Below are 20339 nucleotides of genomic sequence, written 5' to 3' on the forward strand. Positions count from 1 at the left end.
CTCAGCCCTGGCTGTTCGCGCAGCGCTGCGCAGGCGAAGGCTCGGCGTCGTGTTCATCGTGCAGCGAGATGCGCGACGTCTCTGGCAATGCCAGCCCGCCGGCCATCGCCAGCAGGGCGATCAGCACCAGGTAGAAGGCCGGCGCCAGGCTGCTGCCAGTGAGGGTTATCAGCCAGGTCGCCACCAGCGGTGCAGTACCGCCGAACAGGGTGTAGGCCACGTTGTAGGTGATGGCCGATGCGGTGTAGCGGGCCCGGGTCGGGAAAACCTCAGAGAGCAGCGCGGCCGTGACCACGCCTGAGAACACCGCAGCCACCGCCAGCAATATGACCCCCAGCACGGCTGCGTACAGGTCGCCGGAACTGGCCAGCCAATAGGCAGGAAACACCGCGACAATGGCCCACAGGCAGGTGAAGCCCATGGTCTTGCGCCGCCCGAAGCGGTCGGCGAAGGCACCGGCCACGGGGCAGGCGCCCGCCGAGAACAGCAAGGCGATGGTCGACACCATCAGGGCCTGCGCACGGGTGAGCTGGCCGACCACTTGCAGGTACGTGGCGAAGTAGGTGGTGAACATGTAGAACGACAGCGCGGTCAGCGAAATGAACGCGCCAAGCCGGAGAATCGTGCCGCTGTGGTGCTTGAAGGTTTCCTTCAATGGCGAATGGGCGTGATCGTCTTCAGTGGCCATGGCCTGCTTGAAGGTCGGCGTTTCTTCCATCTTCCAGCGCAGGTACAGGCCCACGATCCCCAGCGGCGCCGCGACCAGGAACGGCACTCGCCATCCCCAGCTGCTCATGGCCTCGGGCGACAGGCTGGCATCGAGCAGGTAGGCGATCACCGCCGCCGAGGCGAATGCGGAGAAGGTCGACACCGGGATGAAGCTGCCATACCAGGCGCGCTTGTGCCGTGGCGCATGCTCCATGAGGTAGGCACAAGCCCCGGCGTATTCGCCGCCAGCGGAGAAGCCCTGGATGCAGCGCGTCACCGTCAGCAGGATGGGTGCCAGCAGGCCGATGCTCTCATAGGTGGGCAGCAGCCCGATGACCGTGGTGGCCCCCGCCATCATCAATACCGTCATCGACAGGACCCGCTTGCGTCCGTAGCGGTCGCCGAGGGATCCGAACACCACACCGCCCAACGGGCGGAACGCGAAGGCCACGGCGAACACGGCGAAGGTCTGCAACAGCGCCGCATTGGGGTCGTCACTGGAAAAGAACTGCCTGGCGATCACCGTTGCCAGAAAGCCATAGACGGCGAAGTCGAACCACTCCACGAAATTGCCGACCGCCGCTGCGGTGGTCACTTTGCGGAGCATGGAAGGTGACACAGGCGCACTATTACTCATGCAGTTGCTCTCCTGGTTTTTTTTAATTGGCCGCACAAACGTGCGTTTAGGATGGGCAGCAATGAAGCAAGGATTTAATCGGCAAGGCGACGCGCAGGGTCTTTCGCCACGTCAATCGCAGGGAAGTTGAATACGGTATTGTTATTTGAAATAGGGGATTCGAAGTTCACCGCTGCAACCGCAGCAGGGCCTTGAAACAGCGATCGGTTGTCGCCAAATCGAAGCTGATGTCATCATAGGGCGGCCGTACCGAGGGGTCCAGGCATCGCGATCACCTAGGTGATCAACTGAAAAAGGGAAGCGACTCGGGCTCTGGAAAGCCACTTACAAGGGGTCGAGGCGTGAGCAGTGATGACAGCGGGCCTGATGCCCTGCGTATTCTCCACCATCTTCCAGTGGCCGTGATCGTTGCCGAGAATCGTAAGATCACCCACTGTAACGAGCGCGCGCTGACAATGTTTCGTGCCACCCCGGAGCACATCATCGGCGCCTCTTTCGCGCTGCTCTATCCCGAACAGAAGACTTCCTGAAGGCCGCCGAACACTTCGCCCCGTTGCTGTCCCGGCACGAACACTTCAATGACGATCGCATCATGAGGCGCCTGGACGGCTCGCACTTCTGGGTCACGGTCAGGGGCTATGGGTTCAATGAAGCCAACCCCTATCAACATGCGGCCTGGGTCTTCACCGACCCGGAGCAGGAACAACACCCTTCCCACGGCAAAGTCACCCTTACGCCCCGCGAGCGCGAAGTCGCGGCCCTGCTCGTCGATGGCCAGACCAGCAAGGAGGCGGCCAAGACGCTGGGTATCAGCCCGCGGACCGTGGATATTCACAGGTGCAGTTTGTTGAAGAAGTACGCGGTTAACAATACGGCTGACCTGATTGCTCGGTTGGTGGATTGAGTGTGCGCTTGAGGGTCGTGGTGCCGCATACATCGAGCGCCACCGCAAACCCCTAGCGCACGCCTACCCCAGGCACATCTCCAAAAACCGCGCAGCCGCCCGCGAAGGCGTGGCCGCGTGCGGCATCAGGATGGAAAAACGCCGTACCAGCGGCAGTGGCCCGATCCGCACCCGGTGCAGTGCGCCATCCTCGTGCCTGATCGACATGGCCGAGACGAAACCGATGCCCATCCCAGCCCGCACGGCCTCCTTGACCCCTTCCACTCCGGCGATCTCCAGCGCCACGCGCATCGCCACGCCCTCACGGGCGAACGCCCGCTCGACCATCTGGCGCACGCCCGAGCCGCTCTCGCGCAGCACCAGCGGATAATCGCCCAGCGCCTTCAGCACATGGCGTTCCTGCCCCGCCAACGGGTGACCACTGGGCACGATGGCAACGATCTCGTCCTCGCGCCAGGGCGTGACCTCGGTGCCCAAGGGCAGCGACTGCCCAGGCGGGCCTTCGATAAGAGCGATATCGACGTTGTCCAGCGCCGCGACGATTTCGGCGCTGTTGCCGTTGCTGGTAGTCACCACGACATCCGGGTAACGGGCCTGGAAGTCGGCGAGCAGGTAGGGCAGCAGGTAGCTGGCCGGCGTGGTGCTGGCGCCGATGCGCAAGGTGCCACGCTCCAGGCCGAGCATCGCTTCACGCAGTGCCTGGGCCTGGCGGAAGGTGTCGCGCAGGCGCTGGGCATGGGCCAGCAGTTGCTCGCCCGCCGGCGTCAACCGCACCCCGCGCCCGGCGCGCTGATAGAGCGGCTCGCCGAAGGCCTCCTGCAACAACTTGAGCTGGCCCGATACCGCAGGCTGTGACAGGTGCAGGGCAAGGGCTGCGTGGCTGATGTTGCCATGCTCGGCGACGGTGGCGAAGGTTATCAGCTGTTCTGGGGTCATGAATTCAAAATATCAGCTAAACGGATATTTCGCATTGTAAATGACGATTTTTTATAAGCTTATAACCGGATTATCGTAGTCCCTGTCGAAACTACCCTTGCGCAGGACTCACCATGGCCACGCATTCTTCCCACTTCTCGTTTACGCCTACCCAAGCCACCCGCGGGCGGCTCAACGGCATCCTCTTCGTTGCCCTGTTCGCCGTGGCGGTGACCCAGTTGGCCGCGTTACCCGCTGTCGCCAGCCTCGGCATCAGCCCACTGATCGTCGGCATCGTCGCCGGCGCCTTGTATGGCAACGGCCTGCGCGACGGCGTGCCGGCCAGTTGGGCCAGCGGTATCGATTTTTCCGCACGCACGTTGCTGCGCATCGCCGTGGCCCTGTTCGGCTTGCGGGTCAGCCTGCAGGAGATCGCCGAGGTCGGCTGGTCGGGGCTGACGGTGGCCGTGCTGGTGGTCGCCAGCACCCTGATGCTCGGTGTCTGGTGCGGCACCCGCCTGCTCAAGCTGGACCGCGATACCGCCCTGTTGACCGCCGCCGGCAGCGCGATCTGTGGCGCGGCTGCGGTGCTGGCCTTCGAATCGGCTTTGCGCAGCGCACCGCACAAGAGCGCCATGGCGGTGGGCAGCGTGGTGCTGTTCGGCACCTTGTCGATGTTGCTCTATCCGCTGGCGCTGAATCTCGGCTGGCTGCCGCTGGACACTCTCGGTGCCGGGCTGTTCTTCGGCGGCACCTTGCACGAGGTGGCCCAGGTGGTGGGCGCGGCGAGCAATGTCAGCCCCGAGGCCACGCATATCGCCACCATCGTCAAGATGACCCGGGTGATGCTGCTGGTACCGGTGTTGCTGCTGGTGGGGCTGTGGGTCAACCGTTCGCGCCAGGCTGGCCAAGGCGTGGGCAATGGGCGCATTGCCGTGCCTTGGTTCGCCTTCGGCTTTCTCGCCCTGGTACTGGTCAATTCGCTGCAGGTGCTGCCAGGTGGCGTGACTGAGGCGGTCAATCAGCTCGATACCTTTGCCCTGACCATGGCCATGACGGCACTGGGCATGGAGACCCGCTTCAGCCAGATCCGCCAGGCCGGGCCACGAGCGCTGGTGGCCGGGGCGATTCTCAACCTGTGGCTGGTCGGCGGTGGATTGGCCATTACCCTGGGGGTGCAGCGGTTGCTGGGTTGATCCGGGTAGATCGGCGTCGTTCTTTTCGCGGGCAAGCCCGCGAAGCTTTTTCCGACACCCCCTCGTTGCCACGCACATTTGCCGGTATGGTGTTGTCAAAGAAGGATGTTTTACCTGCACAGGAAAGACTTAGATGCCCCAACGCAATGTCATCAATGCATCCGTCAGCCCCAAAGGCAGCCTGGAAACGCTGTCGCAACGTGAAGTCCAGCAACTGAGCGAAGTCGGTACCGGTAGCCTCTACACCCTGTTCCGCCAGTGCGCCCTGGCCATCCTCAACACCGGCGCGCATGTCGACAATGCCAAGACCATCCTCGAAGCCTACAAGGACTTCGAAGTCCGCATCCATCAGCAAGACCGTGGCGTGCGCCTGGAACTGCTGAACGCCCCCGCCGACGCCTTCGTCGACGGCGAAATGATTGCCAGCACCCGCGAGATGCTGTTCAGCGCCCTGCGCGACATCGTCTACACCGAAAGCGAACTGGCCAGCCAGCGCATCGACCTGGAAAGCTCCCAGGGCATCACCGACTACGTCTTCCATCTGCTGCGCAACGCCCGCACCCTGCGCCCCGGCGTTGAGCCGAAAATGGTCGTGTGCTGGGGTGGCCACTCGATCAGCACCGAGGAATACCAGTACACCAAGAAGGTCGGCCACGAACTGGGGCTGCGCAAACTGGACGTCTGTACCGGCTGCGGCCCTGGCGTGATGAAGGGCCCGATGAAGGGCGCGACCATCGCCCACGCCAAGCAGCGCATGCACGGCAGCCGTTACCTGGGCCTGACCGAACCGGGCATCATCGCTGCCGAAGCGCCCAACCCGATCGTCAACGAGCTGGTGATTCTGCCCGACATCGAGAAACGCCTCGAAGCCTTCGTGCGTGTCGGCCACGGCATCATCATCTTCCCCGGCGGCGCCGGCACCGCCGAGGAGTTCCTGTACCTGCTGGGCATCCTCATGCACCCGGACAACCAGGACCTGCCCTTCCCGGTCATCCTCACCGGCCCGCGCAGCGCCGAGCCGTTCCTGCAGCAGCTGCATGAGTTCGTCGGCGCTACCTTGGGCGAGGCCGCGCAGCGCCACTACCAGATCATCATCGACGACCCGGCCGAGGTGGCCCGGCAGATGGTCGAGGGGCTCAAGGCGGTGAAACAGTTCCGTCGCGAACGCAACGATGCCTTCCACTTCAATTGGCTGCTGCGGATCGAAGAAGGCTTCCAGCATCCGTTCGATCCTACCCATGCCAACATGGCCGGTCTGGCCCTGCACCGCGAACAACCGCCGCATGAGCTGGCGGCCAACCTGCGCCGGGCGTTTTCCGGGGTGGTGGCGGGTAACGTCAAGGACAAGGGCATCCGCCTGATCGAGGAGCACGGGCCGTACCAGATCCGTGGTGACAGCGCGGTGCTGGAGCCGTTGGGTCGGTTGCTGCAGGCGTTCGTCGACCAGCACCGGATGAAGCTGCCGGGCGGCACCGCGTATGTGCCGTGCTACCAGGTCGTGACCTGAAACCACCGGGGGCCGCTTGGCGGCCCCATCGCCGGCAAGCCGGCGCCTACCCCGCCACAACGCGCCGCTAGCGGACCGGGCTGGCCACAGTGCGGTCATTCAGGCGAATGCTGTTGCGCCCGCCTCGCTTGGACTGATACAGCGCCACGTCACCCTGCTCGATCAACGCCGCCAGGCTCGGCGGTGGCTGGTCGAACAGGCTTGCGCCGATGCTCAAGGTCACCGCCTCCGGGGTCGGCACGGCCTGCTCGGCCATGCGCTGGAACTCGTCGCGCAGCCGGCTGCCGAGTTCCACCACGCGGTCCCCGGAAGCATCGCTCAACAGAATCACGAACTCGTCGCCACCCAACCGCGCCGCCAACGAACGTTCCGGCAGCACGCCGCGAATCATCTCGCTCAAGGCCACCAGCAGCCGGTCGCCTGCGGCATGCCCGTGCAGGTCGTTGACCAGCTTGAAGTTGTCGATGTCGATCAACAGCAAAGCGCCAGGCCGTGCGGCCGTCACTTCCTTGAACAGATGGCTGGCACGCACCTCCAGCGCCCGTCGGTTGTACAGCGCGGTCAGCGGGTCACGCGCCGCCAGGCGGGCAATCCGCTCCTCGCGGCGATAGCGCACGGTGCCGGTCATCGACAAGGCGATCAGCATGATCGCCATCGCCCCCTCGACCAGGGAAATCTGGATGATCAGCCCACCGAAGGTGGCCAAATCGATCAAGGTGCCCGGGGTCACCGCGATGATCGCCTTGAGCACGTAGAACAGGCCGTGCAGCAACAGCACGTAGCGCAGTTGCACGGCGCCCACGCTCAGCGACTTGCCGTGGGGACGCAACAGGAAGCTGGCCTTGAGCGTCAACAGCGCCACCAACAGCGAGTTGACCATCAGCATGACCTTGGACCACTGCGGCCCGACCGGCAGCAGCAATAAGGCGAACCACACCAGCACGATCGACAGCCAGGCCCACGACAGGCGCGTCTGGGTGAAACGCACCACGCCGATCAGGAAGAATGCATGCGCCACGACCAGCAGGCCGTTGGCGAACCAGATGCCGATGAACAGCAAGCCGATGCCACGCAGCAGCGCCAAGGTGCTGCCAATGGTGATGGTGGTGAAGCCGGCGCTCCAGAACAGCAAGGAAGGTTCACGCACGCTGCGCCATTCGATCGCCAGGTACAGGGCAGCAGCCGCTGCCAGGGCGATGGTGATGGTCAGCATCGTGATAGGGTCAAGCGCCATAAAAAGTGTGGCCTGTTTGGTTAAACGGAAAAGGCCTGATTGTATGCGCTTACAATGACTTTTCGCAGGGCCGCGCGGCGGTTTAGTCGCAATATGATATCAACCAGCCATTACCGACCGATGATAGCCCCACACGCGTCACTGCCACGGGCCAACAGCCTAGTGCATAAACAAGGTTCAAGCCTGTCGCAGATCTGTTCAGAATACCCGGACAGCCAGGAAATGGAGACTCCATGAACGCTCTACGCAGCCTGTTTCAACGCCAATTGCAAAGCGGCGCGCTGTACGCCGTGCTGGCCGCACTGGGCTTCAGCTTCAAGGCCATTTTCGTCAAGCTCGCCTACGCCTGCGGCGCGGTGGACGCCATCAGCCTGCTGGCCCTGCGCATGGGCCTGTCGCTGCCCCTGTTCGCCTGGCTGGTGTGGTTCAGCCGCGGACAGTCCAGCACACCACTGGGCCTGGGCGATGGCCTGCGCGTAGCCCTGCTGGGCCTGCTCGGCTACTACCTGGCCAGCCTGTTCGACTTCTACGGGCTGCAATACATCAGCGCCGGGCTGGAGCGGCTGATCTTGTTCACCTACCCCACCCTGGTCCTGATCTTCCAGGCCATTGCCCTGCGGGAACGGCCAAGCAGCCGCACGCTGGGCGCAATGGGCCTGTGCTACCTGGGGCTGGGCATCGCCTTCGTGCATGACCTGAGCGTGTCCGGCATGGGCCATCAGGTGGTGCTGGGCTCGCTGTGGGTGTTCGCCAGTGCCGTCACCTACGCCCTGTACTATTCCGGCACCGGGATGATGCTCAAGCGCATGGGCTCGATGCGCCTGGCCGGGCTGTGCGGCGCGGCGTCATCGGTGATGGTGCTGGCGCACTACCTGGTGGTGGCACCGGTCGGTCAGTTATGGCAACTGCCTGGCGCGGTCTGGCTGAATGCCGGGCTGATGGCGGTGTTCTCCACCGTGCTGCCGATCTACTGGGTGGCGTTGGCGATCCAGCGCATGGGGCCGACCCAGACCGCCGCGGTCGGCAATCTCGGCCCGGTGCTGACGGTACTGGCCTCCTGGGCGATCCTCAGCGAGGACATTTCCATCTATCAGTTGCTGGGGCTGGCCGTGGTGCTGTTCGCGGTATCGCGGCTCAAGCCCGGGCACAAGCCGGCCAAGGCCGCGGCTGGCGAAGAGGCCCCGGCCTGAGGCCTACAGCACCCGCTTGATCAACGGTTCCAGCCGGCTGTAACGCAGGCGCCGGAGGAACTTGCGCACCTCCTTGGGGTGCTCGGCCTTCTCCCCAAGCTCAGCCGGCGACTCGATCCTCGGCGCATGCTCACGAATGCCCTGCAGCTCGGCCTCCCTGGGTTGCAGCCAAAGCCCTGCGGGGTCGTCGATCAGCAGGCCGTTCTCCAGGTCGAGGTTGAAACCACGCGGGTTGAGGTTGTTGCCGGTGAGCAAGCTGTAGCGCTGGTCGACCCATACTCCCTTGGCATGGAAGGTGTGCCCCGGATCGTTCCAGATACGCACCTGCAACTGGCCCCGGGCAATGGCTGCCGCACGGCGGCGGGTGAAGGCGCGCAAGGTGTCCTCGTACAGGTACGGCAACGCCCCGCTGGCACTGAACGGCTCGCCCGGCGCGATATAGAAATCGTTGGCAGTGCGATGACCGACGATCAATTCCACCTGCACACCGCGATCCAGGGCCTGGTCGATCTCGCGCATCACCACCCGGGGTGGGTTGAAGTACGGCGTGCTGATCACGATCTGCTGACGGGCGACCGCCAGCAGCGCGCACAGCGTGCGGTTGAGCGGGTTGCCGCGGCCCACCCCGAGCAACGGCACGACCCGCAATCCTTCGCTTGCGCCAGGCAGGGGCGCGGTGTAGTCCATGCGCCGCAGTCGTGCGCGCAGGCGCCGAATGTCACCGCGCAAGTGCCGGGAGGTAGGCGGCGCGGGCAGGTCCAGGCGTGGCGTCGCGGTATGGTGCAGCAGGCGCTGGACCAGCTCGGCCATGGAATCGGCCAAGGCCCGTGAATGGAACAGGTGGTAGCGATCCAGGCGATAGCGATCGAAACGGTGCAGGTAGACGTTGTTCAGGCTGGCGCCGGTGTACAGCACGCAATCGTCGATGATGCTGCCTTTGAGGTGCAACACGCCGAACAATTCGCGGGTCTGCACCGGCACGCCGTAGATCACCACGTCCAACCCGCGCAGCTGGCGCTGGGCCTGGTACCACGCGGCATTGCCCGGCTGCCTGCCGGCGCCGAGCAGGCCCCGACGGGCACGGAACCAGTCGACCACCACGACCACCTCAAGCTCGGGTCGCGCAGCCTTGGCCTGGTACAACGCATCGAGCACTTCCTGGCCCGCTTCGTCCTCTTGCAGGTACAAGGCGACGATGACGATGCGCCGGGTCGCCGACCGGATGCGTTCGAGCAGACACGTGCGGTAGGCCACGGCATTGGGCAGCACCTGGATGGCGTCAGGGGTGATGACAAAGCCGCGCAACGCCGCCAGCATGGATTCGGGGTTCAACTACGTTCACCTTCTGTTTGCAATCGGGTCCATTCCTGGCCGCGGTCCCCGGGTGTAAGATCTGCCCGGCTACCACGGCCCATGACAACAAGAAACATGCGAGGCTTGTTCTACCACTGCCCCTGACGAACCCAGGCTCAGCTTGTACAGGAAGATCGCAATGGCCCACCCCGCTTGCGCAAAGGCAACGCCCACTCCCTCTCAGACCTTCGGATTTCTGGTATTGCCCAATTTCACCACCATCGGCCTGGCGTCGGCGGTGGAAACCCTGCGCATGGCCAACCTGGCAGCGCGTCACACCTTGTACCGTACCGTGCTGATTGCCGCCAGCCCGGAGCCGGTAATGGCCAGCAACGGCATGCGCGTCCTGCCTGATTACAGTATTGCAGACGCTCCGCCCCTGGATGCCCTGTTCGTGGTCGGCGCCAACCCGATCGACCGCAGCCGCAGCAACCGCCCGCTGGTCGACTGGCTGCGCCAACTGGCCCGTCGCGGCCTGCCGTTGGGCGGGATCTGCACCGGCAGCTACCTGCTGGCCAGGGCCGACCTGCTCAAAGGCTACCGCTGCACGATCCATTGGGAAGACATGCAGGCCTTGCAAGAGCATTTTCCCGGCATCGTCATCTCCAGCCAACTGTTCGAACTGGACCGCGACCGCTTCACCTGCTCCGGGGGCGTGGCAGCGATGGACATGATGCTGCAACTGGTCGCGCGCCAGGCCGGCGGCCAGGACGTCGCCGCCAAGGCTGCCGAACTGCTGCTGTGCGACCGGGTCCGCGGCGAACGCGAGCGCCAGCGGGTGCCGCTGCGTACCTTGCTCGGTAGCGCGCAACCCAAGCTGAGCCAGGTGGTGGCGATCATGGAGGCCAACCTGGAAGAGCCGTTGGGCCTGCAAGAGCTGGCCAGCCTCAACGAAGTGACGGTTCGCCAGTTGGAGCGGTTGTTCCACAAGTACCTGCAGCGCACGCCGAGCCAGTATTACCTCGAACTGCGCCTGTCACGGGCACGGGAACTGCTGTTGCGCAGCGATGTGCAGGTGCGGGAGGTGGCGCTGGCGTGCGGGTTCAGCTCGCCTGCGCACTTCTCCAAGAGCTACAGCCGCTTCTTCGGCCTGTCGCCGCTGGGCGAGCGGCGACAGGCTTCGTTGCACTGAGCGGGTGGTCGTGCGGAAGCCGGACTAGTCCTTCAGGTCCGCATGGGCCGTCTCCCGGCACATCAGCATCGCCAGCAATGCCACCAGCGCCGCCGCCAACAGGTATCCAGCCGGTGCCAGCTTGCTGCCGGTGACCTGGATCAGCCAGGTGGCGATGAACGGGGCGGTTCCGCCGAACAGGGCATTGGCCAGGTTGAAGCTCAAGGCGAAACCGCTGAATCGCACGCGGGTCGGGAACAGTTCCGCCAACAGGCACGGCAAGGTGCCATCGTTCATCGCCAGCATCGCGCCGAAGAAGATCTGGATCGCCAGGATCACCAGCAATGGCTGGCCATCGAGCAGCTTGAACAGCGGCACGGTCAAGCCCAGGAACAGCAGCGAAGCCACCACCAGCATGGTCTTGCGCCCAAACCGGTCGGACAGTCGTCCCATCAGGAAGATCAAGCCGATGTAGGTGGCCAGCGACACGGTCGAGGCAATGAACGAATCGCGCTCGCTCATGCCCATCTCGGTGGACAGGTAGGTCGGCATGTAGCTCAGCAGCAGGTAGAACGCCACCGCATTCAGGCACGTGACACCCAGGCCGATGGCCAGGCTGCGACGATGCCGGGTCAGCAACTCGCGGATAGGCGCGGGGGTCATGCAAGCCTTGCGCTCCAGGCGCTGCTCCATCTCCAGGAATTTCGGCGTGTCCTGCAGGCTCATGCGAATGTAACGCCCCACCAGGCCAAACGGTGCGGCCAGCAGGAATGGCAGGCGCCAGCCCCAGCTGTGCAGATCCTCGCTGCTCAGCAGTTCATGCAGCACCGCCACGAACGCCGCGCCGAACAGCAAGCCTGCCGCGGTGCTCGCAGGCACGATGCTGGTATACAGCCCCCGCCGGCCCGCTGGCGCGTACTCGGCAAGGAATGCCGCAGCCCCGGCGTACTCGCCCGAGGCGGAAAAACCTTGCACCAGGCGAATCAACAGCAGCAGGCAAGGTGCCCACAAGCCGATCTGCGCGTAGCCCGGTAGCAGGCCGATGCAGAACGTGGAAATCGACATGATCAGGATCGACAAGGACAAGGCGTTGCGCCTGCCATGACGGTCGCCGAAGTGGCCCCAGACCACACCGCCCAGCGGCCGGACGAGGAAAGACAGGGCAAACACCGCGAAGGTCGCCAGCAGGCCGGTGGTCTTGTCGGCCTGGGGGAAGAAGGTCGCGGCGATGATGGTGGCGAGGTAGCCGTAGGCGGCGTAGTCGAACCACTCGACGAAATTGCCCATGAAACTTGCACGGGCGGCCTTGCGCAGGGCCTGGCGTTCGGCGCTGGGGGCAGCGCCGTCGAGGGTGGGAGCGTTCAGGGTGGTGCTGGTCATGACGGATACCCTCTGGTTCTTCTAATTGGAGGCAGGGTCTAAAGGTCATTCAGGTGGTTTCTTGTTGTGTGTGCCGGCCGCCGCGGGCGCAGCAGGCCGGCAGCGGCATCATGTGCGAATGATGTTGTGCTCCGGCCCATAGGGGAAATGGGTGATGTTCTCGGCGCCCGTTTCGTTGACGATCAAGATGTCGTGCTCGCGATAACCGCCCGCCCCCGGCCGTCCTTCCGGCAACATGATCATCGGCTCGATCGACACCACCATGCCCGGCTCCAGCACCGTGTCGATGTCTTCGCGCAGCTCCAGCCCCGCCTCACGGCCGTAATAGTGGCTGAGCGTGCCGAACGAATGGCCGTAGCCGAAGGTGCGGTACTGCAGCAGGTCGTGACGCAGGAAAATCTCGTTCAGTTCACGGGCGATGTCGCAGCAGCGCATGCCTGGGCGTACCAGCTTGAGCCCTGCTTCATGCACCTCGACGTTGGCCTGCCACAGGCGCAGGTGGTCGTCCGGGCAATGGTCGAGGAACAGCGTGCGCTCCAGCGCGGTGTAGTAGCCGGCGATCATCGGGAAGCAATTGAGGCTGAGGATGTCGCCCTTGTTGACCTTGCGACGGGTGACCGGGTTGTGCGCGCCGTCGGTGTTGAGCCCGGACTGGAACCAGGTCCAGGTGTCCATCAGTTCGCTGTCTGGGAAACTGCGGGCGATTTCGCGGACCATCGCCTGGGTGGCATGCAGCGCCACTTCGTATTCCGGCACCTGGTCACGCAGGGCCTCGACCACCGCTGCACCGCCGATGTCGGCAACCCGTGCGCCATGGCGAATCAACGCCTGCTCCTCGGCCGACTTGATCATGCGCATGCGCATGCACGGCGCACCGATGTCGAGCAGTTCGGCCTTGGGATAGCAGGCTGCGAGCTTGGCGTGGTTCTGCAGGTTGAGGTGGTCGTATTCGACGCCGATACGCGAGGCCAGCGGCAGGGCCTGCTGGATGGCGACGAAGTAGTTGTCGCGCTGCCAGTCGGTGTAGACGATGTTGTCGGTGCCCACCGTGCGCCGCCAGGGCTGGCCGCCGTCGATGTTGGCGCTGATCGACACCACCTTGTCCTGGGTCACCACCAGGGCGTAGGGACGACCGAACGAGCAGTAGAGGAAATCGCTGTAGTAATTGACGTTATGGTACGAGGTGAAGATCGCCGCCTCGATGTCCTGCTCGGCCATGTACGCCCGCAGTCGGGCGTGGCGGGCGGCGTACTCCTGCGCAGAGAAGGTCGGCTGCACCTTGTTGCCATTACGGATTTTCAGAGTCTGGGGCATTTGCATGGTGGGTGTTCCTTGTCGTTGTGAGCACGCGGTTCAGGCCGGCCGCCTGAGAGGCATTGCAACAGAACGAACAAGGACGCTTTTGTATCTATCCGACCTGGAATTGGCGCAATGGCCACCGCCCAATCAACGAGCGAGCCCGCAGCCCCAGGTGCGACGCCGTGTTCGGCGTCGTACCCGGGGCTGCGGGCTCGCTCGTCTACAGGTGCTTCTACTTCAGGTCGAAACGATCCAGCTCCATGACTTTCACCCAGGCCGCGACGAAGTCCTTGACGAACTTGTCGCCACTGTCCGAGCTGCCGTACACCTCGCTCAGCGCACGCAGCTGGGCGTGCGAGCCGAACACCAGATCGACCCGGCTACCGGTCCATTTCACCTGGCCGCTCTTGCGATCACGGCCCTCGAAGCTGTCGTTGTCGGGCGAAGTCGGCTTCCATTCCACGCCCATGTCCAGCAGGTTGCGGAAGAAGTCGTTGGTCAGGGTGCCAGGCCGGTCGGTGAACACGCCGTCCTTGCTGCCGCCATGGTTGGCACCCAGCACCCGCAGGCCGCCGACCAGCACGGTCAGCTCGGGCGCGGTGAGGGTCAGCAACTGCGCCTTGTCCAACAGCAACTTCTCGGCCTTGACGCTGTACTTGCTCTTGCTGAAGTTGCGGAAGCCATCGGCCAGCGGCTCGAGCACGCCGAACGACTCGACGTCCGTCTGCTCCTGGGACGCGTCGGTGCGGCCCGGACGGAACGGCACGGTGATGGCGTGTCCTGCATCCTTGGCCGCTTTCTCCACGGCAGCGGAACCTGCCAGCACGATCAGGTCGGCCAGGGAGATCTGCTGGCCACCGGCCTTGAACTCGCTACGCACCTGCTCCAGCGCCTTGAGCACCTTGTCCAGTTGCTCGGGCTGGTTGGCCGCCCAGAACTTCTGCGGCGCCAGGCGAATGCGTCCGCCGTTGGCCCCACCGCGCTTGTCCGAGCCACGGAAGGTCGAAGCTGCGGCCCAGGCGGTGCCCACCAGCTCGGCGACGCTCAGGCCCGAGGCCAATACCTTGGCCTTGAGCGCGGCGATGTCCTGCTCGCTCACCAGCGGGTAGTCGGCCTTGGGCAGCGGGTCTTGCCAGAGCAGTTCTTCCTGCGGATTTTCCGGGCCCAGGTAGCGGGCCAGCGGGCCCATGTCGCGGTGGATCAACTTGTACCAGGCGCGGGCGAAAGCGTCGGCCAACTGGTCGGGATTGTCCTTGAATCGGCGCGCGATCGGCTCGTAGATCGGGTCGAAGCGCAGGGCCAGGTCAGAGGTCAGCATCGACGGCGCGTGGCGCTTGGCGGGGTCGTGGGCATCGGGCACGGTACCTGCAGCCTTGCCATCCTTGGGCCGCCACTGGTTGGCGCCAGCCGGGCTCTTGGTCAATTCCCATTCGAAGTTGAACAGGTTGTTCAGGTATTCGTTGCTCCAGCGCGTCGGGGTGGAGGTCCAGGTCACTTCAAGGCCGCTGGTGATGGTGTCGCCACCCTTGCCGGTGCCGAACTTATTGGCCCAGCCCAGGCCCTGCAATTCAAGGCCCGCGGCTTCTGGCTCAGGCCCGACATTGTCGGCGGGGCCGGCGCCGTGGGTCTTGCCGAAGGCGTGGCCACCGGCGATCAGCGCCACGGTCTCTTCGTCGTTCATGGCCATGCGGCCGAAGGTGTCACGGATATCCTTGCCCGAAGCCACCGGATCAGGATTGCCCTCCGGCCCTTCCGGGTTCACGTAGATCAGGCCCATCTGCACTGCGGCCAGGGGGTTTTCCAGATTACGCTCGCCGGCCAAGGTGCGGCTCTGTTCCTCGCCATGCTTCTGCGGCTCGGCGACCAGGTCGCCCTGCCCCGGCGGCTGGGCCTTGCCGTAGCGGGTATCGCCACCCAGCCAGACCTTTTCCGACCCCCAGTACACGTCCTCGTCCGGCTCCCAGACGTCGGCGCGCCCACCCGAGAAGCCAAAGGTCTTGAAGCCCATGGACTCGAGAGCGACGTTGCCGGTGAGCACGATCAGGTCGGCCCAGGAGATCTTGTTGCCGTACTTCTGCTTGATCGGCCACAGCAGGCGCCGGGCCTTGTCCAGGCTGACGTTGTCGGGCCAGCTGTTGAGCGGGGCGAAACGCTGCTGGCCGGAGCCTGCGCCGCCGCGGCCATCGCCAATGCGATAGGTGCCGGCGCTGTGCCAGGCCATGCGGATGAACAACGGGCCATAGTGGCCGAAGTCGGCGGGCCACCAGTCCTGGGAATCGGTCATCAAGGCGGTCAGGTCTTTCTTCAAGGCCTGGAAGTCGAGGCTCTTGAACGCCTTGGCGTAGTCGAAGTCCGGATCCATCGGATCGGACTTGCTGGAATGTTGATGGAGAATTCTCAGGTTGAGCTGGTCAGGCCACCAGTCACGGTTGGTGGTGCCGCCACCTGCGGTTTGATGGAACGGGCATTTCGATTCGTTCGACATCTGCTATTACCTTTGGGTCGGTTATCCAGATTTCCGGTCTATGCCAGTTGTTCTTCAGACGAGCGCTTGCGCCCGATCTGCCCCTCGTCAGGTCAAACAAATACACAAAGCACGGAAAAGACTAGTCGACCCTGGGCAGAGAGCTAATAGACCCGGTATTGCACGTCGATAGCGTGGCTCTCTCAACGCTTGCGCTGCATCCACGCCGCGCCCAATCCACTCAGGCAGATGATCGAGATACCCAGCAGGCTGGCATCGTCCGGCACCTGGCCATAGATCAACAGGCCCAACAGCCCGGCGAAGACAATCTGGCAGTAGCTGAACGGCGCCAGCAGCGCTGGCGCGGCATGGCGGAAGGCCTGGGTCAGCAGCAGGTGCGCGCTCATGCCGAAGCCGCCCAGGGCCAGCATCAACAAAGCGTGGTCCCAGCGCGGCAACTCCCAGAAAAACGGCACCAGGACGCTCATCACCAGGGTGTTGCACAGCCCCGCGTAGAAGTTGCTGGTGGTCGGGCTGTCGTGGGCCGACACCAGCCGGGTCAGCAACTGATAGAAGCAGAAGCCCATGGCCGAGCCGAACGGATAGAGAATGGCCGGGGTGAACATCGCCCCGCCCGGGTGTACCACCACCACAACGCCGACGAACCCCAGCACCACCGCCACCCATTGCCCCACCGTGACCCGCTCGCGCAGCAGCGGTGCCGACAAGGCGGTGACCAACACCGGGGCGAGGAAGTTGACCGAGGTAGCCTCGGCCAGCGGCAGGTATTGCAGGCCCGTGGTGAACAGCAGGCTGGTACTGAGCAGGCACAGCGCACGCAGGGTCTGCAGCACCGGGCGATTGGTGCGCAGCACATTGAGGCCCGCCTTGGGCAGGAAGATGCCCGCCATCAGCAGGGTATGCACCACATAACGCGCCCACACCACCAGCACCACCGGGTATACGCCGCCAAGGAACTTCGACAAGGCGTCGTGGCTGGCGAACAGGAAGGTGGCCACCACCACCAAGGCGATGCCGCGCAGCGGTTGGTTGACTCCGGACAACGGTGTGCTGGAACTCATGGCGTTCTCGACTGCGGCGCGGCTGGATGCCGGGCCCGGGGAAGGCCGCGCAGGGCTGGCCTGGCGGGTGCAACAGCTGGAATTCTAGAAGAGATACGACAACTTATGAAAGTTCCTTGAGACGCCGCATCAAGCATCGGCGCTTTCTGTTCGCTGATCGACCACTTTCCGGCGTGGGCGCATGGTTCGACCTCCGTCGAGCGGGCAACATCGACCGCAAACCTACCCGTGACAAGGAGTTTTCATGCATAGGCTCACCACCCGCAACGGCCTGGACCTGCCCGCCATCGGCCTGGGCACCTGGCCAATGACCGGGGCGCAGTGCACCCAGGCCGTACGCCAGGCCCTGGAGCTGGGTTACCGGCACATCGATACCGCCACTGCCTACGGCAACGAAGAGGCCGTCGGCCAGGCGCTGCGCGAAAGCGACGTGCCACGCGAACAGATCCACCTGACCACCAAAGTGTGGTGGGATCGCCTGGAGCCCAAGGCCATGCGCCAGTCGCTGGAAGACAGCCTGCGTACGTTGGGCACCGACTACGTCGAGCTGTTCCACATCCATTGGCCCAGCAAGGACATGGACCTGGCGCGCAGCATCGAAACGCTGGTGGCCCTGCGTGACGAGGGCAAGGCACGGCATATCGGCGTGGCCAACTTCCCGCTCGGCTTGCTGCGCCGGGTGGTCGAGGAGCTCGGTGCGCCCTTGTCGGCGATCCAGGTGGAATACCACGTGCTGCTCGACCAACAGCCGCTGCTCGACTATGCCCGCCGTCACGACTTGTTGCTGACCGCCTATACCCCACTGGCCCGTGGCCAGGCCGCCGAGCAACCGGAGATCCAGGCCATTGCCCGCAAGCACGGCGTGTTGCCCAGCCAGGTGGCGCTCAGCTGGCTGTTGGCGCAGGACGGCGTGGCCGCGATCCCCAAGGCCAGCAGCCGCGAAAACCAGCTGACCAACCTGGCAGCACTGGAGCTGCGCCTGGATGATGAAGATCGTGCACTGATCGCCGGTTTGCCAAAGAATCGGCGGGTCGTCAGCCCGGAGTTCGCGCCGGACTGGAACGACTAAGCCCTCCCCTGGCCGGCCGTTAGCCGGCCACCGCTTGCACCTGCGTCAGGCGCTCGCTGGCCGGCGCAGGCCTGCCGTACAGGTAGCCCTGGAAGTGCGAGCAGCCCTCCGCTGCCAGGCGCCGCATCTGTTCTGGCGATTCCACGCCCTCGGCGGTGGTCTTGATCATCAGGCTGTTGGACAGCTCGGTGATCGCACGGATGATCGACATCGCCTCGCGGCTCTCGCACATGTCATGGACGAACGACTTGTCGATCTTGATCCGATCGAACGGGAACGAGCGCAGATAGCCCAGGGACGAATAGCCAGTGCCGAAATCGTCCAGCGAGATGGAAACGCCAAGGTCCTTCAGCGCCCGCAGGATGCGCACGTTCTCATCGCTGTTGCCCAGCAGCACCGACTCGGTGATCTCCAGCTCCAGGCGATGGGGCGCCAGGCCGGAGTCGGCCAGGGCCAAGGCCACCGAATGCGCCAGGTTGGTGTTCTTGAACTGCACGGGCGACAGGTTCACCGAAACGGTCTGGTCGGTGCCCCAGCTGGCGGCCTCCTGGCACGCCAGGTTCAGCGCACGCGCACCCAGCTCGTGGATCAGGCCGGTTTCCTCGGCGATCGGGATGAAGTCCATCGGCATGACCATGCCCCGGGTCGGGTGCTCCCAGCGCAACAGCGCCTCGTAGCCGGTCACGCTGCGGGTCTGCTGGTCGACCACCGGCTGGTAATGCAAATGCAGTTGTCCCAGGTGCAAGGCGGTGCGCAGGTCGGTCTCGACCAGGCGGCGCTGGCGCGCAGCCACATCCAGCTCGACGTGGAAGCACTCGTAGCGGTTGCGGCCATTGCGCTTGGCCTCGTAAAGGGCCATGTCGGCGTAGCCCAGCAGTTGCTCGGCCTGTTCGTTATCGTCCGGCGCGATAGCCACGCCGATGCTCACGCCCACCGAAAACTGATGGCCTTCGATCTGGAACGGCGGGCAGATGGCGTCGATCAGCCGCTGCGCGGTGTTGCAGGCGGCCTCGCGGTTGTCCAGGCGGGTCAGCACCACGGCGAACTCGTCGCCCCCCAGGCGCGCCAGCGTGTCGTGCTCGCGCAACTCGCGGCGCAGACGCTTGCCCAAGGCGCGCAACAGCTTGTCGCCGAAGGCGTGACCGAGCGAGTCGTTGATGTTCTTGAAATTGTCCAGGTCCAGGCACAGCGCGGCGGTCAGCTTGCCGCTCTCCTCGCCACGCAGCAGCGCCTGTTTGAGGCGCTCGTTGAACAAGGTGCGGTTGGGCAGCCCGGTGAGCGCGTCGTGGTGCGCCATGTGATGGATCTGCGCGTGGGCGGCAAGCTGCTCGGTGGCATCCTCGGCCACGAACAGCACGTAGTCGGCCTGGCCTTCGCGGTTCTGGCTGAGCAGCGCACGGCTGCGCAGGGTACGCGGGCCACAGGCGGTGTCGACACGGGTTTCGGCGGCATAACCCTTGGCGCTGCGTGCGCCTCGGGCCAACTGCTGTTCCAGGAAGTCGGCCACGGCTGGCGACAGGCATTCCGACGGCAAGCGGCCGATCATTGGCGTGTCGCGCCCGCCGAACAGGTCCTCGGCCTGTTGGTTGGCCAGCAGGATACGCTGGCTGGCCAGGTCCTGGACGATGACGCTGGCCGGAATGTTGGCGATCACCGAATCCAGAAACTGCGACACCGTGGCCATTTCCTGGCTGTACTGCTCGGCCAGTTCCTTGGCCTGCAGCAGTTCGTGCTCCTGGCGGCGGCGTTCGGAAATATCGCGGGTAACCTTGGCTAAGCCCAGCAACTGGCCGCGATCATCTCGCACGGCATCGATGACCACGTGGGCGTGGAACGCCGTGCCATCCTTGCGCACGCGCAGGCCCTTCTCCTCGAAGCGCCCAGTCGATCGCGCCTGTTCGAGGTTCAGTTCAGGCAGGCCGGCGGCACGCTCGTCCTCGCTGTAGAACAGCGAGTAGTGCTGGCCGACGACCTCATCGGCGTCGTAACCCTTGGCGCGTTGGGCACCGGGATTCCAATTAGCGACGATTCCGTCGGGGGTGAGCATGTAGATGGCATAGTCCACCATGCTCTGGATCAACAGCCGATACATGATGTCGGGACTTGCGACTAGCGACATGAGATTTCCCTGAACCTGCGGCGTGCACGAAAAGGAACCCCGGCTTAGAGCGGGCGAGCCTGATGAATGGGTAATGGCATTATGCCGTGCAGGGTGTTTTTTTGTGAAGTGGTTCACAGAATTTTGGTTGTTCAGGGACTGGAAAGCGCAGGGCTTGAGTATTTCAGCGTC

The 20339-nt window shown here is 64.4% G+C and carries 16 protein-coding genes; 7 read left to right on the top strand and 9 right to left on the bottom strand.

Annotated features, from left to right (window positions below; genetic code table 11):
- Nucleotide 1 precedes the first annotated feature (1 nt).
- Nucleotides 2-1345, bottom strand: coding sequence for an MFS transporter (locus E6B08_RS17995; protein WP_136915292.1), 1344 nt, complete (start codon nucleotides 1343-1345; stop codon nucleotides 2-4).
- A 341-nt stretch (nucleotides 1346-1686) separates the two neighbouring features.
- Between E6B08_RS17995 and E6B08_RS30960 the strand changes: the two genes are divergently transcribed.
- Together E6B08_RS30960 and E6B08_RS18000 are read left to right on the top strand one after the other, a co-directional pair.
- Nucleotides 1687-1875: a PAS domain-containing protein gene (locus E6B08_RS30960; protein ID WP_202877473.1), complete on the top strand. Its 189-nt coding sequence runs from the start codon at nucleotides 1687-1689 to the stop codon at nucleotides 1873-1875.
- Nucleotides 1876-1937: 62 nt separating this feature from the next.
- Entirely contained in the window at nucleotides 1938-2249 is a 312-nt protein-coding gene (locus tag E6B08_RS18000) for a LuxR C-terminal-related transcriptional regulator (RefSeq protein ID WP_202877474.1), read from the top strand.
- 63 nt (nucleotides 2250-2312) lie between these two features.
- Here the strand turns inward: E6B08_RS18000 and E6B08_RS18005 are convergent, their stop codons facing one another.
- Nucleotides 2313-3185 (bottom strand): LysR family transcriptional regulator, encoded by an 873-nt coding sequence (locus tag E6B08_RS18005; RefSeq protein WP_136915293.1) that lies wholly within the window; start codon nucleotides 3183-3185, stop codon nucleotides 2313-2315.
- A 113-nt stretch (nucleotides 3186-3298) separates the two neighbouring features.
- On the opposite strand from E6B08_RS18005, the gene E6B08_RS18010 reads away from it, so the two are divergent.
- Together E6B08_RS18010 and ppnN are read left to right on the top strand one after the other, a co-directional pair.
- Complete coding sequence (locus E6B08_RS18010; protein WP_136915294.1) at nucleotides 3299-4360, top strand: YeiH family protein; 1062 nt, start codon at nucleotides 3299-3301, stop codon at nucleotides 4358-4360.
- Nucleotides 4361-4493: 133 nt separating this feature from the next.
- Nucleotides 4494-5867 carry a nucleotide 5'-monophosphate nucleosidase PpnN gene (gene ppnN, locus E6B08_RS18015; protein WP_136915295.1) on the top strand — a complete coding sequence of 458 codons (1374 nt, stop codon included), beginning with the start codon at nucleotides 4494-4496 and terminating at the stop codon, nucleotides 5865-5867.
- A 67-nt stretch (nucleotides 5868-5934) separates the two neighbouring features.
- On the opposite strand, the gene E6B08_RS18020 is transcribed toward ppnN, so the two are convergent.
- The gene (locus E6B08_RS18020; protein ID WP_136915296.1) at nucleotides 5935-7101 is read right to left on the bottom strand and encodes a GGDEF domain-containing protein; all 1167 of its coding nucleotides are present in this window, start codon (nucleotides 7099-7101) and stop codon (nucleotides 5935-5937) included.
- A 233-nt stretch (nucleotides 7102-7334) separates the two neighbouring features.
- Here E6B08_RS18020 and E6B08_RS18025 point away from each other — a divergent pair, with 233 nt between their 5' ends.
- On the top strand, nucleotides 7335-8291 hold the full coding sequence (locus E6B08_RS18025) for a DMT family transporter (protein ID WP_136915297.1): 957 nt from the start codon (nucleotides 7335-7337) through the stop codon (nucleotides 8289-8291).
- 3 nt (nucleotides 8292-8294) lie between these two features.
- On the opposite strand, the gene pssA is transcribed toward E6B08_RS18025, so the two are convergent.
- On the bottom strand, nucleotides 8295-9608 hold the full coding sequence (gene pssA, locus E6B08_RS18030) for a CDP-diacylglycerol--serine O-phosphatidyltransferase (protein ID WP_192938692.1): 1314 nt from the start codon (nucleotides 9606-9608) through the stop codon (nucleotides 8295-8297).
- Nucleotides 9609-9783: 175 nt separating this feature from the next.
- Between pssA and E6B08_RS18035 the strand changes: the two genes are divergently transcribed.
- Entirely contained in the window at nucleotides 9784-10776 is a 993-nt protein-coding gene (locus E6B08_RS18035) for a GlxA family transcriptional regulator (RefSeq protein ID WP_136915299.1), read from the top strand.
- Nucleotides 10777-10800: 24 nt separating this feature from the next.
- Here E6B08_RS18035 and E6B08_RS18040 read toward each other — a convergent pair whose 3' ends face one another.
- The 4 genes from E6B08_RS18040 to E6B08_RS18055 all read right to left on the bottom strand — a co-directional run bounded on the left by E6B08_RS18040 (nucleotide 10801) and on the right by E6B08_RS18055 (nucleotide 16980).
- Nucleotides 10801-12135, bottom strand: a complete 1335-nt coding sequence (locus E6B08_RS18040; RefSeq protein WP_136915300.1) for an MFS transporter — start codon at nucleotides 12133-12135, stop codon at nucleotides 10801-10803.
- 108 nt (nucleotides 12136-12243) lie between these two features.
- Complete coding sequence (locus tag E6B08_RS18045; RefSeq protein WP_136915301.1) at nucleotides 12244-13455, bottom strand: M24 family metallopeptidase; 1212 nt, start codon at nucleotides 13453-13455, stop codon at nucleotides 12244-12246.
- 211 nt (nucleotides 13456-13666) lie between these two features.
- Nucleotides 13667-15919 (bottom strand): catalase/peroxidase HPI, encoded by a 2253-nt coding sequence (katG, locus tag E6B08_RS18050; protein WP_136915302.1) that lies wholly within the window; start codon nucleotides 15917-15919, stop codon nucleotides 13667-13669.
- Between the two features lie 182 nt (nucleotides 15920-16101).
- Nucleotides 16102-16980: a DMT family transporter gene (locus tag E6B08_RS18055; RefSeq protein ID WP_136915303.1), complete on the bottom strand. Its 879-nt coding sequence runs from the start codon at nucleotides 16978-16980 to the stop codon at nucleotides 16102-16104.
- Nucleotides 16981-17224: 244 nt separating this feature from the next.
- On the opposite strand from E6B08_RS18055, the gene E6B08_RS18060 reads away from it, so the two are divergent.
- On the top strand, nucleotides 17225-18049 hold the full coding sequence (locus tag E6B08_RS18060) for an aldo/keto reductase (RefSeq protein ID WP_136915304.1): 825 nt from the start codon (nucleotides 17225-17227) through the stop codon (nucleotides 18047-18049).
- A 19-nt stretch (nucleotides 18050-18068) separates the two neighbouring features.
- Here E6B08_RS18060 and E6B08_RS18065 read toward each other — a convergent pair whose 3' ends face one another.
- The gene (locus E6B08_RS18065; protein WP_136915305.1) at nucleotides 18069-20168 is read right to left on the bottom strand and encodes an EAL domain-containing protein; all 2100 of its coding nucleotides are present in this window, start codon (nucleotides 20166-20168) and stop codon (nucleotides 18069-18071) included.
- Nucleotides 20169-20339 lie beyond the last annotated feature (171 nt).

Source organism: Pseudomonas putida (genome assembly GCF_005080685.1).
Lineage (GTDB): Bacteria > Pseudomonadota > Gammaproteobacteria > Pseudomonadales > Pseudomonadaceae > Aquipseudomonas > Aquipseudomonas putida_V.

Excerpts from the sequence above, each read along its gene's own strand:
- E6B08_RS18020 (WP_136915296.1), bottom strand. The coding sequence starts at position 7,101 with ATGGCGCTTGACCCTATCACGATGCTGACCATCACCATCGCCCTGGCA.
- ppnN (WP_136915295.1), top strand. The coding sequence starts at position 4,494 with ATGCCCCAACGCAATGTCATCAATGCATCCGTCAGCCCCAAAGGCAGC.
- E6B08_RS18005 (WP_136915293.1), bottom strand. The coding sequence starts at position 3,185 with ATGACCCCAGAACAGCTGATAACCTTCGCCACCGTCGCCGAGCATGGC.
- E6B08_RS18040 (WP_136915300.1), bottom strand. The coding sequence starts at position 12,135 with ATGACCAGCACCACCCTGAACGCTCCCACCCTCGACGGCGCTGCCCCC.
- pssA (WP_192938692.1), bottom strand. The coding sequence starts at position 9,608 with ATGCTGGCGGCGTTGCGCGGCTTTGTCATCACCCCTGACGCCATCCAG.
- E6B08_RS18065 (WP_136915305.1), bottom strand. The coding sequence starts at position 20,168 with ATGTCGCTAGTCGCAAGTCCCGACATCATGTATCGGCTGTTGATCCAG.
- E6B08_RS18025 (WP_136915297.1), top strand. The coding sequence starts at position 7,335 with ATGAACGCTCTACGCAGCCTGTTTCAACGCCAATTGCAAAGCGGCGCG.
- E6B08_RS18055 (WP_136915303.1), bottom strand. The coding sequence starts at position 16,980 with ATGAGTTCCAGCACACCGTTGTCCGGAGTCAACCAACCGCTGCGCGGC.
- E6B08_RS18010 (WP_136915294.1), top strand. The coding sequence starts at position 3,299 with ATGGCCACGCATTCTTCCCACTTCTCGTTTACGCCTACCCAAGCCACC.
- E6B08_RS18035 (WP_136915299.1), top strand. The coding sequence starts at position 9,784 with ATGGCCCACCCCGCTTGCGCAAAGGCAACGCCCACTCCCTCTCAGACC.
- E6B08_RS18000 (WP_202877474.1), top strand. The coding sequence starts at position 1,938 with ATGAGGCGCCTGGACGGCTCGCACTTCTGGGTCACGGTCAGGGGCTAT.
- E6B08_RS18045 (WP_136915301.1), bottom strand. The coding sequence starts at position 13,455 with ATGCAAATGCCCCAGACTCTGAAAATCCGTAATGGCAACAAGGTGCAG.
- E6B08_RS18060 (WP_136915304.1), top strand. The coding sequence starts at position 17,225 with ATGCATAGGCTCACCACCCGCAACGGCCTGGACCTGCCCGCCATCGGC.
- katG (WP_136915302.1), bottom strand. The coding sequence starts at position 15,919 with ATGTCGAACGAATCGAAATGCCCGTTCCATCAAACCGCAGGTGGCGGC.
- E6B08_RS17995 (WP_136915292.1), bottom strand. The coding sequence starts at position 1,345 with ATGAGTAATAGTGCGCCTGTGTCACCTTCCATGCTCCGCAAAGTGACC.